The 15962-nt window shown below is 58.8% G+C and carries 16 protein-coding genes; 11 read left to right on the plus strand and 5 right to left on the minus strand.

From position 1 onward, the window contains the following. Positions 1-36: 36 nt before the first annotated feature. The 4 genes from ileS (at position 37) to ispH (ending at position 4895) form a co-directional block, all read left to right on the plus strand. Positions 37-2868, plus strand: a complete 2832-nt coding sequence (gene ileS / locus ACRESJ_RS00425) for an isoleucine--tRNA ligase (protein WP_431756105.1) — start codon at positions 37-39, stop codon at positions 2866-2868. Further along, positions 2861-3373 (plus strand): signal peptidase II, encoded by a 513-nt coding sequence (gene lspA / locus ACRESJ_RS00430; RefSeq protein ID WP_431756106.1) that lies wholly within the window; start codon positions 2861-2863, stop codon positions 3371-3373. Before ileS ends, lspA begins: the two co-directional genes overlap by 8 nt. 7 nt (positions 3374-3380) lie before the next feature. Beyond that, positions 3381-3818, plus strand: a complete 438-nt coding sequence (gene fkpB / locus ACRESJ_RS00435; RefSeq protein ID WP_431756119.1) for an FKBP-type peptidyl-prolyl cis-trans isomerase — start codon at positions 3381-3383, stop codon at positions 3816-3818. 129 nt (positions 3819-3947) lie between these two features. After that, positions 3948-4895, plus strand: coding sequence for a 4-hydroxy-3-methylbut-2-enyl diphosphate reductase (gene ispH, locus ACRESJ_RS00440; RefSeq protein ID WP_431756107.1), 948 nt, complete (start codon positions 3948-3950; stop codon positions 4893-4895). On the opposite strand, the gene ACRESJ_RS00445 is transcribed toward ispH, so the two are convergent. After that, positions 4872-5414 carry a GspH/FimT family pseudopilin gene (locus tag ACRESJ_RS00445; RefSeq protein WP_431756108.1) on the minus strand — a complete coding sequence of 181 codons (543 nt, stop codon included), beginning with the start codon at positions 5412-5414 and terminating at the stop codon, positions 4872-4874. The two genes, ispH and ACRESJ_RS00445, sit on opposite strands and share 24 nt — an antisense overlap. A 129-nt stretch (positions 5415-5543) precedes the next feature. Here ACRESJ_RS00445 and ACRESJ_RS00450 point away from each other — a divergent pair, with 129 nt between their 5' ends. Genes ACRESJ_RS00450 through thiO form a run of 7 tightly spaced genes read left to right on the plus strand, consistent with a single transcriptional unit; the run spans position 5544 to position 12306 of the window. Beyond that, positions 5544-6017: a GspH/FimT family pseudopilin gene (locus tag ACRESJ_RS00450; protein WP_431756109.1), complete on the plus strand. Its 474-nt coding sequence runs from the start codon at positions 5544-5546 to the stop codon at positions 6015-6017. Then, positions 6014-6463, plus strand: coding sequence for a type IV pilus modification protein PilV (gene pilV / locus ACRESJ_RS00455; RefSeq protein WP_431756110.1), 450 nt, complete (start codon positions 6014-6016; stop codon positions 6461-6463). The genes ACRESJ_RS00450 and pilV overlap by 4 nt, the downstream gene beginning before the upstream one ends. Then, the gene (locus ACRESJ_RS00460; RefSeq protein ID WP_431756111.1) at positions 6460-7173 is read left to right on the plus strand and encodes a PilW family protein; all 714 of its coding nucleotides are present in this window, start codon (positions 6460-6462) and stop codon (positions 7171-7173) included. The genes pilV and ACRESJ_RS00460 overlap by 4 nt, the downstream gene beginning before the upstream one ends. Positions 7174-7183: 10 nt before the next feature. After that, positions 7184-7663, plus strand: a complete 480-nt coding sequence (locus ACRESJ_RS00465) for a pilus assembly PilX family protein (RefSeq protein ID WP_431756112.1) — start codon at positions 7184-7186, stop codon at positions 7661-7663. After that, on the plus strand, positions 7650-10733 hold the full coding sequence (locus ACRESJ_RS00470; RefSeq protein ID WP_431756113.1) for a pilus assembly protein: 3084 nt from the start codon (positions 7650-7652) through the stop codon (positions 10731-10733). The genes ACRESJ_RS00465 and ACRESJ_RS00470 overlap by 14 nt, the downstream gene beginning before the upstream one ends. A gap of 14 nt (positions 10734-10747) precedes the next feature. Then, the gene (locus ACRESJ_RS00475; RefSeq protein WP_431756114.1) at positions 10748-11149 is read left to right on the plus strand and encodes a type IV pilin protein; all 402 of its coding nucleotides are present in this window, start codon (positions 10748-10750) and stop codon (positions 11147-11149) included. A 56-nt stretch (positions 11150-11205) separates the two neighbouring features. Next, on the plus strand, positions 11206-12306 hold the full coding sequence (gene thiO, locus ACRESJ_RS00480; protein ID WP_431756115.1) for a glycine oxidase ThiO: 1101 nt from the start codon (positions 11206-11208) through the stop codon (positions 12304-12306). Between the two features lie 87 nt (positions 12307-12393). On the opposite strand, the gene ACRESJ_RS00485 is transcribed toward thiO, so the two are convergent. The 4 genes from ACRESJ_RS00485 to ACRESJ_RS00500 all read right to left on the minus strand — a co-directional run. Further along, positions 12394-13725, minus strand: coding sequence for a sigma-54-dependent transcriptional regulator (locus ACRESJ_RS00485; protein ID WP_431756116.1), 1332 nt, complete (start codon positions 13723-13725; stop codon positions 12394-12396). A gap of 2 nt (positions 13726-13727) precedes the next feature. Next, positions 13728-15317, minus strand: a complete 1590-nt coding sequence (locus tag ACRESJ_RS00490; RefSeq protein ID WP_431756117.1) for a sensor histidine kinase — start codon at positions 15315-15317, stop codon at positions 13728-13730. Further along, the gene (locus ACRESJ_RS00495) at positions 15307-15540 is read right to left on the minus strand and encodes a PP0621 family protein (protein WP_431756118.1); all 234 of its coding nucleotides are present in this window, start codon (positions 15538-15540) and stop codon (positions 15307-15309) included. Before ACRESJ_RS00495 ends, ACRESJ_RS00490 begins: the two co-directional genes overlap by 11 nt. A 271-nt stretch (positions 15541-15811) precedes the next feature. Continuing rightward, the coding region (locus ACRESJ_RS00500) for a transposase (RefSeq protein WP_431756120.1) at positions 15812-15962 on the minus strand (151 nt) is incomplete at its 5' end.

The raw sequence follows: 15962 nt of genomic DNA on the forward strand, positions 1-15962 counted from the left end.
CCGCACCTAGCGCCCATCGCTAATGAAGAGCCTTAAATGACCGACTATAAAGCCACGCTAAACCTTCCGGACACCGCCTTCCCAATGAAGGCCGGCCTGCCTCAGCGCGAACCGCAGATTCTGCAGCGCTGGGACAGCATTGGCCTGTACGGAAAGTTGCGCGAGATTGGCAAGGATCGTCCGAAGTTCGTCCTGCACGACGGTCCTCCGTACGCCAACGGCACGATTCACATCGGTCACGCACTGAACAAGATTCTCAAGGACATGATCATCCGCTCGAAGACCCTGTCGGGCTTCGACGCGCCTTATGTTCCGGGCTGGGACTGCCACGGCCTGCCGATCGAGCACAAGGTCGAAGTGACCCACGGCAAGAACCTGGGCGCGGACAAGACCCGCGAACTGTGCCGCGCGTACGCCACCGAGCAGATCGAAGGGCAGAAATCCGAATTCATCCGTCTGGGCGTGTTGGGTGACTTCGCCAACCCGTACAAGACCATGGACTTCAAGAACGAAGCCGGTGAAATCCGCGCCTTGGCCGAAATCGTCAAGGGCGGTTTCGTATTCAAGGGCTTGAAGCCCGTGAACTGGTGCTTCGACTGCGGTTCGGCCCTGGCCGAAGCGGAAGTCGAGTACGAGAACAAGAAGTCCTCGACCATCGACGTGGCGTTCCCGATTGCCGATGAAGCCAAGCTGGCTGCCGCTTTCGGCCTGCCATCGCTGGCCAAGCCTGCTTCGATCGTTATCTGGACCACCACCCCGTGGACCATTCCGGCCAACCAGGCGCTGAACGTTCACCCGGAATTCAACTACGCCCTGGTCGACGTCGGCGGCAAACTGCTGGTGTTGGCTGAAGAACTGGTCGAGTCGTGCCTGGCGCGCTATTCGCTGGAAGGCTCGGTGATCGCTACCGCCAACGGTTCGGCGCTGGAACTGATCAACTTCCGTCACCCGTTCTACGACCGTCTGTCGCCGGTATATCTGGCCGACTACGTTGAACTGGGCGCCGGCACCGGTGTGGTTCACTCCTCTCCGGCCTACGGCGTGGACGACTTCGTGACCTGCAAGAAATACGGCATGGTCAACGATGACATCCTCAACCCGGTACAAAGCAACGGCGTTTACGTGCCGTCGCTGGAGTTCTTCGGCGGCCAGTTCATCTGGAAGGCCAACCCGGCCATCGTCGACAAACTGACCGAAGTCGGTGCGCTGCTGCACACCACCGTCATCGAACACAGCTACATGCACTGCTGGCGCCACAAGACCCCGCTGATCTACCGCGCCACCGCGCAGTGGTTCATCGGCATGGACAAGCAGCCGACCACCGGCGACACCCTGCGCCAGCGTTCGCTCAAGGCCATCGAAGACACCAAATTCGTCCCGGCCTGGGGCCAGGCGCGCCTGCACTCGATGATCGCCAATCGTCCGGACTGGTGCATCTCCCGTCAGCGCAACTGGGGCGTGCCGATCCCGTTCTTCCTGAACAAGGAAAGCGGCGAACTGCACCCACGTACCGTCGAGCTGATGGAAGAAGTTGCCAAGCGCGTCGAAGTCGAAGGCATCGAAGCCTGGTTCAAGCTGGATGCCGCCGAACTGCTGGGCGATGAAGCGCCGCAGTACGACAAGATCAGCGACACCCTGGACGTCTGGTTCGACTCGGGCACCACCCACTGGCACGTCCTGCGTGGTTCGCACCCGATGGGCCACGAAACCGGCCCGCGCGCCGACCTGTACCTGGAAGGTTCGGACCAGCACCGTGGCTCGTTCCACTCGTCGCTGCTGACCGGTTCCGCCAGCGACAACCACGCACCGTATCGCGAACTGCTGACTCACGGCTTTACGGTCGACGAGTCCGGCCGCAAGATGTCCAAGTCCCTGGGCAACGTGATCGCGCCGCAGAAAGTCAACGACACCCTGGGCGCCGACATCATGCGTCTGTGGGTAGCCTCGACCGATTACTCGGGCGAAATGGCGGTTTCCGAGCAGATCCTGCAACGCAGTGCGGACGCCTACCGGCGTATCCGTAACACCGCGCGCTTCCTGCTTTCGAACCTGACCGGCTTCAACCCGGCCACCGACCTGCTGCCGGCCGAAGAAATGCTGGCACTGGACCGTTGGGCCGTGGACCGTACCCTGCTGCTGCAACGCGAGCTGCAAGAGCACTACGGCGAATACCGCTTCTGGAACGTGTACTCGAAGATCCACAACTTCTGCGTGCAGGAGCTGGGCGGCTTCTATCTCGACATCATCAAGGATCGCCAGTACACCACTGGCGCCGACAGCAAGGCCCGCCGTTCGTGCCAGAGCGCGCTGTTCCACATCTCCGAAGCGCTGGTGCGCTGGATCGCGCCGATCCTGGCGTTCACCGCTGACGAACTGTGGCAATACCTGCCGGGCGAGCGTAACGAGTCGGTGATGCTCAACACCTGGTACGAAGGCCTGACCGAACTGCCTGAAGGCTTCGAGCTGGATCGCGCGTACTGGGACCGCATCATGGCCGTGAAGGTCGCGGTCAACAAGGAAATGGAAATCCAGCGTGCGGCGAAGGCCGTCGGTGGCAACCTGCAAGCTGAAGTGACGCTGTTTGCCGAAGACGCCCTGAGCGCCGACCTGGCCAAGTTGAGCAACGAACTGCGCTTCGTGCTGATCACCTCCACCGCCAGCGTTGCGCCGTTCGTGCAGGCTCCGGCCGATGCCGTGGTGACCGAAGTCAGCGGCCTGAAGCTGAAAATCGTCAAGTCGGCTCACGCCAAGTGCGCCCGTTGCTGGCACTGCCGTGAAGACGTTGGTGTGAACCCGGAGCACCCGGAAATCTGCGGCCGTTGCGTCGACAACATCGGCGGTGCTGGCGAGGTTCGTCATTATGCCTAATGCCGTTGGCCGTTTTGGACGGCTGAGTTGGCTCTGGTTGAGTTTGCTGGTCCTGGTCATCGACCAGGCCAGCAAGTTCTACTTTGAAGGCAGGCTCCAGATGTACCAGCAGATCGTGATCATTCCCGATTACTTCAGCTGGACCCTGGCCTACAACACCGGCGCGGCATTCAGCTTCCTGGCCGACAGCTCCGGCTGGCAGCGCTGGCTGTTCGCACTGATCGCCGTGGTGGTCAGCGGGGTGCTGGTGGTCTGGCTCAAGCGCCTGGGTCGCAATGAAACCTGGCTGGCCGTCGCCCTGGCATTGGTGTTGGGCGGTGCGCTGGGCAACCTTTATGACCGCATTGCCCTGGGCCATGTGATCGATTTCATTCTGGTGCACTGGCAGAACCGCTGGTATTTCCCGGCGTTCAACTTTGCTGACAGTGCAATCACTGTCGGCGCTGTGATGCTGGCACTGGATATGTTCAAAAGTAAGAAAACCGGAGAAACCGTTCATGACTGAACAGGTATTGGCTGAACAACGTATTAGCCAGAACACGGAAGTCACCTTGCATTTCGCATTGCGCCTGGAGAATGGCGACACGGTAGACAGTACCTTCGATAAAGCTCCGGCGACCTTCAAGGTCGGTGATGGCAACCTGTTGCCAGGCTTCGAAGCAGCGCTGTTCGGTTTCAAGGCAGGTGACAAGCGTACCCTGAGCATTGAGCCGGAAAATGCCTTTGGCCAGCCTAATCCGCAAAACGTGCAGGTCATCCCGCGTTCGCAGTTCCAGGACATGGACCTGTCGCCGGGTTTGCTGGTGATCTTCAATGATGCGGCCAATACTGAATTGCCGGGCGTGGTGAAAGAGTTCGACGACGCGCAAGTGACCATCGACTTCAATCACCCGCTGGCCGGCAAGACGCTGACCTTTGACGTGGAAATCATCTCCGTCAAAGCGCTGTAACTGCTTTTCTGTAGGAGCGAGCTTGCTCGCGATGATCGTTAACGAATACGCGTTTTTATGAATTAACGCGTTGTCCTTTAGTTTTTCGCGAGCAAGCTCGCTCCTACAGGGCAAGACACGAGGCACAGCATGCAAATCAAACTCGCCAACCCCCGTGGCTTCTGCGCCGGTGTGGACCGGGCGATCGAAATCGTCAACCGCGCCCTGGAAGTCTTCGGGCCACCGATCTATGTGCGCCATGAAGTGGTTCACAACAAGTTTGTCGTTGAAGACCTGCGCAACCGTGGCGCGATCTTTGTCGAGGAACTGGACCAGGTGCCGGACGACGTGATCGTGATCTTCAGCGCCCACGGCGTTTCCCAAGCGGTGCGTACCGAGGCCGCCAGCCGTGGTCTGAAAGTGTTCGATGCCACCTGTCCTCTGGTGACCAAGGTTCACATCGAGGTGGCACGCTACAGCCGCGACGCTCGTGAATGCATCCTGATCGGCCACGCCGGTCATCCGGAAGTCGAAGGCACCATGGGGCAGTACGATGCCAGCAATGGTGGTGCGATCTATCTGGTTGAAGACGAGAAAGATGTCGCCGAGCTGCAAGTGCACAATCCCGAAAAGCTGGCGTTCGTGACTCAAACCACCTTGTCCATGGACGACACCAGTCGAGTCATCGATGCCCTGCGGGCCCGTTTCCCCGCCATCGGCGGACCACGTAAGGATGACATCTGCTACGCCACGCAAAATCGTCAGGACGCGGTCAAGCAATTGGCCGATGAATGCGATGTGGTGCTGGTGGTTGGCAGTCCCAACAGCTCCAACTCCAATCGCCTGCGTGAACTGGCTGAACGCATGGCCACGCCGGCGTACCTGATCGATGGCGCCGAAGACCTGCAAAAAAGCTGGTTCGATGGTGTTGAGCGCATCGGTATTACGGCAGGTGCCTCTGCACCGGAAGTCCTGGTGCGTGGCGTGATCCAACAATTGCAGGCTTGGGGTGCCACCGGTGCCGACGAGTTGGCGGGTCGCGAGGAGAACATTACGTTCTCCATGCCTAAAGAACTACGCGTTCGCTCCCTGCTTTGATCCATTATTTCCTCCGCATAACGGCACTTCAGTCTTGTTGTTTCGCAAGCTGATGCGACCGTTCGGAGCCAGCACCACCTGGTGCTGGCTCACTGCTTCGCGTTTTGCGCAGATATGGAACGTCCCTGATTGAAATCCGCCGTGTACTGGTTCACCCATAGGGCCGAAACCGACTGACTTCTTAACATACCGATTGCCGAAAATCGGAACCCCAGTGCCGCTCCGACGTTCGATAATCAACGGATTGCTATCGTCCTCATAACCCTTGCCGCTGATATCCAGAATGATCCGCCAGCCTTGGCCCCAGTCGCCGTCGATGCTGTGAATGACTACGGTCTGATTACGCGCTATCGCTTCGCTTCTTGCGCTACGCATACCACCTGCCAGTGATCTCGCCGCCTCCTCTCGATAGTTCGATTCTGCCAGTGCCGCAAACGCCGGACTGACCAAATGCAGAACAATCCCGGCAATCGTCAGTCCCATGAGTAGTTCGATCAGGCTGAAACCTCGTTGATGCATGGCATTGCCTCCCTGGCGTATGAGGGCCCGTGCGCTCCGTGCACGAGCAATGGCAATTCAACCGCGCTAGGGCGGTCGAATGTTCTAGCGTGAAACTGCAGGTATAGCCGACGGCAACGGAGGGCACCGATGGAACATCCTTCAAAAGGTTTCACTCTGGTCGAGTTGCTGGTCGCGCTGGGGATCTTTCTGGTGTTGATCACCTTGGCCGTCCCGGCGTTTACCCGGTCGGCGCAAGCGACAAAGGCCGACACCGAGATCGGCGACCTGCAACGTGGGCTGAATTTTGCCCGCCTCGAGGCCATTGATCGGGGTGTGGCGACACGGCTGCGTCCGACGGCGGGCGCGGCCATCTGGACCGGGGAATTGGCCATCTATGACAGTACCGCCACGCCGGCCAATGTATTGCGGGTTGTTCCAGCGATGAGCAGCGGTGCGACCCTGACGCTAACCTCAGGAGTCACCGCCATCGATTTCGACAATCTGGGCGGGCTGTCGTCATCGTCCACGGCGGTGGTGATCAGTTATGTGTTGGGGACGCAAAGCAGGACGCTGAACGTGTGTCTGAACGGACGAATTCTATTGGGTGGAAGTTGCGGATGAGGCAATGGAGCAAGCATGCCCAGGACGGCATGACGTTGATCGAAGTTCTGGTTGCGTTGTTGATACTGGGCGTGGGGCTTCTGGGGGCCGCATCCTTTCAATTGAATGCGCTGAAGTACACCGACAGTGCGCGCATGACCAGCCAAGCGAGTTTTATCGCCTATGACATGATGGACCGCATCCGCGCCAACGCTGCCGCTGACTACACCGTAACGCCGCCAACGTCGGGCAACTTGAATATCGCCCGGGATCAGGACCTCTACGACTTCACCAGCAATATCATCAATTTCGGTGGCCCTACCGCCACCGGCAGCATCGCTCTCAATCAGCGGGTGTATACCATCACCATCACCTGGGACGACTCCCGGGCCGCCAATACTGCCAATGCTCGTCGCAGCTTCGTTCTCACCAGTCGCGCGGCCGTCGACCCGGTATCGACGCCATGAGCCGCATACAAAGAGGCTTCGGCCTGATCGAGTTGCTGATCGCCCTGGCCTTGAGCCTGATCGTGGTGCTGGGCGTGGTGCAGGTTTTTATTGCTTCCAAAAACACTTATGTCAGCCAGAACGCCGCTGCATCTATGCAGGAAGACGCGCGTTTCGTGCTGAGCAAGATGATTCAGGAAATCCGCATGGTAGGCATGTTCGGCTGCCTGGGAACGATTACGGTCGCCAATTCGGCGGGTGATTTCAGCGCGGCGCAAATCACCCCGATCAGCTGGGATAACGCCGCTCGAGATCTGACCCTGGTGACAGCGGATGTCGGTAACAGCGGGGGGAAGCCGGCCTGGACGGTGATTTCTGACTGTCGAAACAGTTCGACGGCTTACGTCGACTCGCAGGTACCTGCATCAGGGCAACTGGCATTTCCCATCCGGCGCTTGGTTTACCGCTTCAAGAACGGTCAATTGACGATGGGCGTCGGCAGGGGCACACCGATTCAGCAAGTGTTGGTGGATAACGTCATTGCCTTCGATGTGAGCTTCGGCCTCGCCAGTTCCGTTGCCGATTCGGCCGCTTCCAGCTACAGCAGCAATCCGTCTGACCCTGCACGAATTCGCAGCGTTCGTTTGAGCCTGACGCTCACCGATCCGAGTAATCGTGTGAGCAATCAAACCTTCAATGTGGTTGCCGCTCTGCGCAACCGACTGCCATGAGGGGGGGGCGATGAACTCTACTTCCATGGCTTCTCATACCCAGCGCGGCATGGCGTTGCTGGTTAGCCTGGTGTTCCTGCTTTTGCTGACGCTGATTGGTATCTCATCGATGCAGAACGCCACCCTGCAGGAAAAAATGGCCGGCAGTGTGAGCTTGCGCAATCAGTCGTTCCAGAGTGCCGAAGCTGTGCTGCGTGTGGGTGAAAGCGCGGTGCAGCTCGACAGCTATACATTGGCGGTGTGCAGCGGCACCAGTCAGTGCGCGCCACCGGCGGAGTCATCGACCGTCAAGGCCGCTGGGTTCAATTCCACCTCGGGCGTGACCTGGATCGCTTCCGGTACTGGCTTTTATGGCGTGCAGAACATCGGTATCTCTCTGACGGCTGTGAACGTGCCGAGCAACACTTCGGCCACGTTGTACCGGGTGACCGCAGTCGGAATCGCGGGCAATTCGCGCAGCGTGGTGGAGAGTATTTATGCGAAGTACTGAGCGGCGTATGGGCTTTTGGCGGCTGGTGTGCGGTGTTGTTTTGGGGCTGTATCTCTCGGCGCCGGTCTATGCCTTCTCGCCATCAGACTCGCCGCTGTTGAGTGCCGCCGCCGTGGCGCCGAACGTGATGCTGGTGATCGACGATTCGGGGAGCATGAACAACATCATCTGGGCATCGGGGTTCGATCCCACCGTCAGTCGGGCGCAAATCGCGATATGCAGCTCCAACGGCTCATGTATCAGCGGCCAGAACCTGGACATGAGTGATTCCAACATTGCCTTGTCGAGCCTCAATCGCGGTGGTTGCTCGAACAGTGGCAATTGGTACGGGTTCTATCGCGGCTTCCTGGGGCTGACGCCGATTTGCCTGAAGCTGCCTGACCCAGTGGGCAATGGAAACACCCGCTACACCGCGAATTACCTGGCGTATCTGCTTGGGCTGGCCAACGGTTCCAATCGGGACTTCACCACGGGAGCCAATGCGATCCCCAATGATTACCGCATCAGCGTGGCGCAGGACGTTTCAACCAATCTTGTTACCAGCAATCGCACGTTGCGTATCGGCCTGGCCACGTTCAACCCGGCCACCAATAGCAACCCTGGCAACGGAGGCTTCATTGCCCGCACGATCAGTGACTTGTCGGTGGATGCCAACTACAACGCGCTGATCAACTCAATCAACGGCTTGAGTGCCGTGGCCAATACGCCGCTGGCGGAAACCTATTACGAAGTGACTCGCTACATGCGTGGCATGGCGCCGTACTACAACTCGACGCCCTCTACCTATACCAGTCCGATCCAGTATCGCTGCCAGAAAAACTACGGCGTGGTGATTACCGATGGTTTGCCGACTTATGACCGGACGTTTCCCACCAATGATCCCCTGGGTGGCACGCGCCTGCCGAACTGGGACGGCAACAGTGCCAACGACGGCGACAACCTCAACGGTGATAGCGAAGGTGACACGCTGTACCTGGATGACATCGCCAAGTTCGCCTTCGACATCGACATGCGTTCGACTGGCACCGATCTGGCGAGCAAAAGCTGGAACGCCACCGATTTTCCCAAGCAGAACATGAACACCTACACCGTAGGTTTTACCTCGTCCAATCAGATGCTCTCGGATGCAGCCAGTTACGGTCAGGGCAAGTATTACCAGGCCACTGACAGCACCGGGCTCAATGCCGCGTTGTCCTCTGCCTTGAGTGAGATCACCTCCAAGGCCGGTTCCGGTGGCAGTGGTGTCACCAGCGGTACAATCCTCGCCAGCGGCAGCAGTTACTTTCAGACCAGTTACGATCCCAAGGACTGGCGCGGAACAATCAAGGCTTTCGGCTTTACTGCCAGCGGAGCGGTCAATACCGGTTCAGTGCTGTGGACCACCGATTCGGCCATCGTGCCGGGCGCAACGGCGCCGACTTATCAGTCCTGGAACAGTCAAACCAACGCAGCAGTCACCCTGGCGTATGCCAATTTTTCCACGGCCCAGCAGGCGATCCTCAATCAAGGCTTACCCACCGGCATCACCGGTGGCGATCTGGTGGAGTGGAGCAAAGGCACCAACAAGACGGGTCTGAAAGTTCGCAGTGTACTGCTGGGAGACATCATCAACTCGCCTTTGGCCTTGGTCTCACCGACGGATAAAACCGCTTCCGATCTTTCCGGTGACACTTCCTACAGCGCCTACCTGGCCACCAAGTCCGCCAACATGAGCCCCAGTCTTGTGGTCAATGCCAATGACGGTTTTGTGAACGTCATCAATGCCGGTAACGGCACCCGCCGTTATGCCTACATGCCTTCCAGCGCGCTGCCGTCTTTGCGCTACATCGCCGATACCGGGTACATCAACGGTGTCAGCCACAAGTTTCTGGTGGACGGGCAGGTGGGCGTGTTCGATGCACAACTCAACAGTGCCTGGAAAACCATGGCGCTGGGCGGAACCGGTGCTGGCGGACGGACGTTCTATGCGCTGCAACTGTTCGACGCCTCGGCAGGCAACGTGACCAAGGCACTGTGGGAGATCAGCGCGCCAGCCACCGCCAGTACCGCGAACGCTTTCAATGATCTGGGTTATGCCTACGCCCGTCCGGAGGTGGCACGCTTGGCCGACGGTCGATGGGCGGCGTTCATCTCCAACGGCTATGGCAGTAATTCGGGGGTTGCGGCTTTGTACGTGCTGGATATTCGCGATGGGTCGCTGATCAGGAAAATCGTCATCGACAGCACTGAAACCACCAACGGTTTGTCCTCAGTCGAGCTCAAGGTCAACTCACAGAATGTGGTGCAGGCGGCTTATGGTGGCGACTTGAAAGGGCGGTTGTGGAAGTTCGATTTGAGTAGCACCAGCACCGATAGCTGGGGAGTCGCATTTGGTGGCAAACCACTGTTTACCACCGCGGGTGGCGCCACACAGCCGATTACCGCGCAGCCATTGCTCGCGGACAATTCGTTGGGTGGCAAAGAGGTATTTGTCGGCACCGGCAAATTCAACGAGACCGCAGACAAGAGCAACAAGGATCTACAGGCGTTCTACGCGGTGTGGGACGCGGACGGTGGCTCCGGTCAGATCACCACGTCGAGTTTGCAGGCTCAGGCAATCACCGGGGTGTTTTCGGGGAGCTCTGGCCAATTCATTACCACCAGCCAGAACGAGGTGACTTATCCGGCGGAAAAGGGCTGGTATTTGCCGCTGGTGTATAACAGCGCGCTGACCGGCGAGCGAGTGATCAACCAGGCCAATCTGGTACTTGGACGGATCGTCTTTGCCACGGCCAGTGTCGATACCACGGACCCTTGCGCGAGCTTCGGTACCGGCAAACTGGTCGAACTCGATGCGTTCAGCGGTAAGATGCTCAATTACGCCGTGCTCGACAGCAATAACGACGGGTTGGTCGACAGCACCGATACGGTTTCCAGTGGGGTGATCTTTACCGGTGGCATTCCGACCCTGAACGCCATCGTCAATGGCGCAACCCGAAAAGTCGTGAGCGATTCCAGTGGCGGCATCACCACGCTGGTGGAAAAATCCGGCGGCGGCAGCCGTCGCATCATGTGGCGACAAATACAGTAAGCGAGAGTTGATGCATGCATAGATCCAACCGCGGTTTTACCCTGATCGAAATCATGATCGTGATTGCGATCATCGGGATTGTCATGACCATCGCCGCCCCGAGCTTCACCGAGTACTTGAAGAAGGGCCGTCGTACTGAAGTCGCCGGCCTGCTCTCCGAACAGTCGCAGATTCTTGAGCGTTTCTATTCGCAAAAAAATGCCTACACCGGTGCTGCCGGCCTGAGCCAAGGTAATGACTACTACACCATCACATCGACTTTGACCGACCAGACCTACCTGCTGACCGCCGTGCGCAAGGCTGGCACGAGCATGGCCACTGACAAGTGCGGAGATTTCACGATCACCAACACCGGTGTGCGTAGCATGGTCAATGCCGCTGCGGGCGTGACTACAAAGGATTGCTGGGGTCGCTGAGTTTTCTTTTCGGGCGCCTTTTGCGTCCTCTGTCTATTTATCGGTTGGATCAGAATATGACCAGGCAACAGCAAGTGGTGATCGTCGGTGGCGGGGTAATCGGTCTGCTGACGGCGTTCAATCTCGCGTCCGAAGTGCAGAGTGTTGTATTGCTGGATCGTTCGAACGTCGGTCAGGAGTCGTCCTGGGCAGGTGGAGGCATCGTATCGCCACTCTATCCGTGGCGTTATAGCCCGGCAGTCACCGCTTTGGCTCATTGGTCACAGGACTTTTATCCACAGCTGGGCGAACGCCTGTTTGCTGCCACCGGGGTCGATCCAGAAGTGCATACCACTGGCCTGTACTGGCTGGACCTGGACGACGAAGCCGAGGCGCTGGCTTGGGCTGCGCGGGAAAATCGTCCGTTGCGGGCCGTGGATATTTCGGCGGCTCACGACGCGGTGCCGGTGCTGGGTGGTGGCTTTTCCCGGGCCGTTTACATGGCCGATGTCGCCAACGTGCGCAACCCGCGCCTGGTGAAGTCGCTCAAGGCCGCGCTGCAGGCGCTGCCGAACGTGACGATTCATGAACAGTGCGAAGTCAGCGGATTTATTCGTGACGGCGACAAGATCGTCGGCGTGCAGACCGCCACAGGTGCTATCCAGGGTGATCAAGTCGTCCTGACCGCAGGTGCCTGGAGCGGTGACTTGCTCAAAACGCTCGATCTCACGCTGCCGGTCGAGCCGGTAAAAGGACAGATGATCCTCTACAAGTGCGCGGCGGACTTCCTGCCGAGCATGGTCCTTGCCAAAGGGCGCTATGCGATTCCCCGACGCGACGGGCATATTCTGATCGGCAGTACGCTGGAGCATGAAGGCTACGACAAGACGCCAACCGAGTCGGCACTTGAGAGCCTCAAGGCCTCGGCGGTGGAGTTGATTCCGGCGCTGGCCGACGCAGAAGTGGTAGGGCATTGGGCGGGTCTGCGCCCTGGCTCGCCCGAGGGTATTCCTTACATTGGTCGTGTACCGGGGTTTGACGGGTTGTGGCTCAACTGTGGGCATTACCGAAATGGGCTAGTGCTGGCGCCGGCGTCGTGCCAGTTGTTTGCCGATGTGATGCTGGGCAGGGCGCCGATTATTGATCCGGCGCCGTATGCGCCGATGGGGCGGATTTAAATCAAGATCAAAAGATCGCCGCCTGCGGCAGCTCCTACAGGGCAGTAATTGCTCCTGGAGCTACCGCAGGCTGCGATCTTTTAAGCTTCAGTCCAGCCCAAACTTCTTCAGCCGATAACGCATCGACCTGAACGATAGATTCAACCGCTGAGCCGCCGCCGTCCGGTTCCAGCGGGTTTCTTCCAGCGCCTGGAGAATCAGCTGGCGCTCGACGTTTTCCAGATACGCTTCCAGATTGTCGATCTGTGTCAGATCCGGCACCCCACCTTCCGGCGTGCAGTTACCTTCAGCCAGCCGCAGGTCGTCGGCTTCGATTTGTTTGTTTTCACAGAGGGTGTGAGCCCGCTCAAGCATGTTCTCCAGTTCACGTACATTTCCGGGGAAGCGGTAGCTTTTCAGCGCCTGGAGCGCCTGCGGGTGAAGTTTTGCAATCGGTTGGCCGGTGTCGGCCGCCAGACGCTTGAGCACCTGAGTTGCCAGCGGTTCGATGTCGTCACGGCGTTCGCGCAAGGGTGGAACCCGCAGTTCGATCACGTTCAAGCGATAGTACAAATCCTGGCGAAAGCGCTCAGCGGTGACTTCGGCACCGAGGTCTTTGTGAGTGGCGCAAAGAATGCGCACATCAACCACCATCTCCTGTTGCCCGCCGACACTGCGGATGGCTTTCTCCTGAATGGCCCGTAGCAGTTTGACCTGCATGGGTAGTGGCAGGTCGGCCACTTCGTCGAGGAACAGCGTGCCGCCGTGGGCGGCCTGAAACAGGCCCGGTTTATCTTCGATGGCACCACTGAAGCTGCCTTTGCGATGGCCGAAAAACTCGCTTTCCATCAGCTCCGACGGAATCGCTCCGCAGTTGACCGGAATGAATGCCTGGTTGGCACGCGGGCCGCGGTCATGGATCAGCCGAGCGACCAATTCCTTGCCGCTACCGGATTCGCCGCTGATGTACACCGGAGCCTGGCTGCGTGCCAGTTTGTCGATTTGTTTGCGCAAATTGCGCATGGGCAATGAGTCGCCGAGCAAGCGCCGATCGATGGCGACGCCGGGGGCGGGCAGGAGCAGGGCGCTGGTGACCAGTTCTCGCAGGCGGCCCAGATCCACCGGTTTGCTGAGGAAGTCGAAGGCGCCGGCCTTCAGCGCATTGATCGCCGTGTCGACATTGCCATAAGCGGTGATCATGGCTACCGGGGTTTGTGGATAGCGTCGCTGGATATGTTGCACCAGTTCCAGGCCGGTGCCGTCCGGCAGGCGCATGTCGGTCAGGCACAGGTCGAACGGCTCGCGCTTGAGCAGGGCCAGGGCCTCGCCAGCGTTGCGCGCACTGTAGGTATCGAGTTTCATCCGTCCCAGGGTGATTTCCAGGAGTTCGCGGATGTCCGGTTCGTCGTCGACGATCAGGACTTTTTGCCGTGGGCTCATGTTCAACCTTGTTTGCGTCCGTGAGCAAAGGTGATGCGAAAGCAGCCGCCGCCTTGGCGTGGCTTGAAGTCTAGGCGGGCCTGATTGCTTTCGCACAGCTCGCGGGACAGATACAGCCCAAGGCCCGTGCCCTGGTGACTGGTGGTGAAGAAAGGTTCGAACAGTTGCGCCTGATGGTCGGGCGCCACACCGGAACCGTCATCGAGGATTTCGAGGATCGGTAACTGGCTGTCGGGATCGATGAACAATTCAAGCCAGACCTGCGCCAGCTCGTGGTGTTGCGCGCTGTGGCGCCAGGCATTGCGTATCAGGTTGTCGATAATCTGCTGCAGTTGGTTCGGGTCCATCAAGGTCTTGAAGTCCCCGTCGCCAATGTTCAGGTGAATCTGCTGGCGCTCGGTCGCGCCCTCGCCGGTTTCGGTGACGAACTGTTGCAGCCACGGCTTCAGATCGAGCCGCCGGGGCACGGTTTGCTGGCGGCGGGACAGTTGCAGGACGTTTTCGATTACCCGATTCATTCGCTGAGAGTGGTCTTGAATAATCTGCGTCAGACGTTGATCGGCGCTGTTGAGTTCCTCAGATTCTCGCAATAGCTGAGCGGCATGACTGATGGCGCCCAATGGGTTGCGGATTTCATGGGCGATGCCAGCGGTCAGACGCCCAAGCGCCGCGAGTTTTAGTTGTTGGGCTTGCTGTGCGATTTGGGCGATATCTTCGAGAAATATTAGGGTCTGGTGTTGCGGGCTTGTGTCCAGGGCAATGAAACTGGGTTGCAGCTCAACGCCACTATTGGCGGCTTTCAAGCTTTGGGGGCGCAGTGTCGGGTTGCTGAGCCACAGATGCAGGCGGTCGACGAGCGAAGGGAAATGCTCGTCGATCAGAAGACCTTCAAGGCGGTCGCGGCCTAGCAGGGTCAAGGCGCTGTGATTGGCTAACTGCACGCGCCGCTGATCGTCGAGTACCAGGATGCCGGTGCGCATGCGATGCAGAATCAGCCCATTGAGGGCTTCGAGGCCGATGACTTCGCTGGTTTTTTGCTCCGCCAGGGATTCGCTGACTTGCAGGCGCCTGATCAGGCCTTGCACCAACAGTGCCGCCGCAAAGCACAGGGCGCCGAGCGTGCCGACCTGCAGATAGTCGTTGGAGTTGGCGGTATGGTTGAGACTCAGCAGGAAACTTGAAGTGACGATGCCCAGCGCACCGACGGCTGCGATCAGCAGGCCAATTTGCCGTCGCAACAAGGTATTGCTGATGGCAATCGAGACGATCAGTAAATTGCCAATGGCGCTGGCCACTCCGCCAGCGGCATGGAACAACCCGCATAACAGCAGCACGTCGACCAGCGCCAGGCTGAACAGTTGGGCCGGGCGGCGAGTGTTCTCCAGGAACACCACCAGCAGAATATTCAGTACCAGGTAGAGCCAGCTTCCAGTGCGCAGCAGATCGTCATTGGCGGACGTCAGCAACCGGTTGTCCATGTTGCTGGAAATCAGCAACACCAAAGTGATGCCGACGCTCAAACGGTACAGATGATAGAGGCGCAGCAATCGCTGGGCCTGATTGCCGTCGTGACTGGGCGCCTCAGCGATCACTGGAACCGGGGCCTTGCTCGAGGTGAGCCTGGCTGCAATACCACTTCTGTTGAAGACTCAACGCACGGTCACGGGGCAGGTGTACGCCGCAATGGGCACAGCGGACCATCGGCGCCGCTTCCAGCTCGGCAGTGGACTTGGGGGCGGAAGCCTGGCCCTTGTACTTGCGCCAGAACCACACGGCGGCGGCAATCACGGCGATCCAGAATAATAAACGAAGCATGATGAGCGGCTTTCTGACGGATGAAACGGCAGTTTAGCCGGGGACATCACAGGCGCACAGCGCAATTGCGAATCACAAAAATACGGCAATAAAAAAGGTTAGAGCCTAAAGCCACTCAGTTAATGGTTTGACTTACAGATCGTTCCCACTCGCAGCGAGAGGAATGCCTCAAGGGACGCTCCGTGTTCGGCTCTTGATTGGAACGCAGAGCGTCCCCGGCTGCATTCCCACGCGGAGCGTGGGAACGATCAACGGCAATAAAAAAGGTTCTTCACGGATTGCCGGGAAAGTCGCTCTTGATCTTCATGAAAAAGAATTCGCTGTCCCGGTAGCCGTAGGCCATACGCTTAATCACCTTGATGCGGTTGTTGATCCCCTCCAGTTGACCGGTGTGCATCGGCCAGCGAACCCTGCTCAAAATG

The sequence above is a fragment of the Pseudomonas sp. genome (genome assembly GCF_050739655.1).
GTDB lineage: Bacteria > Pseudomonadota > Gammaproteobacteria > Pseudomonadales > Pseudomonadaceae > Aquipseudomonas.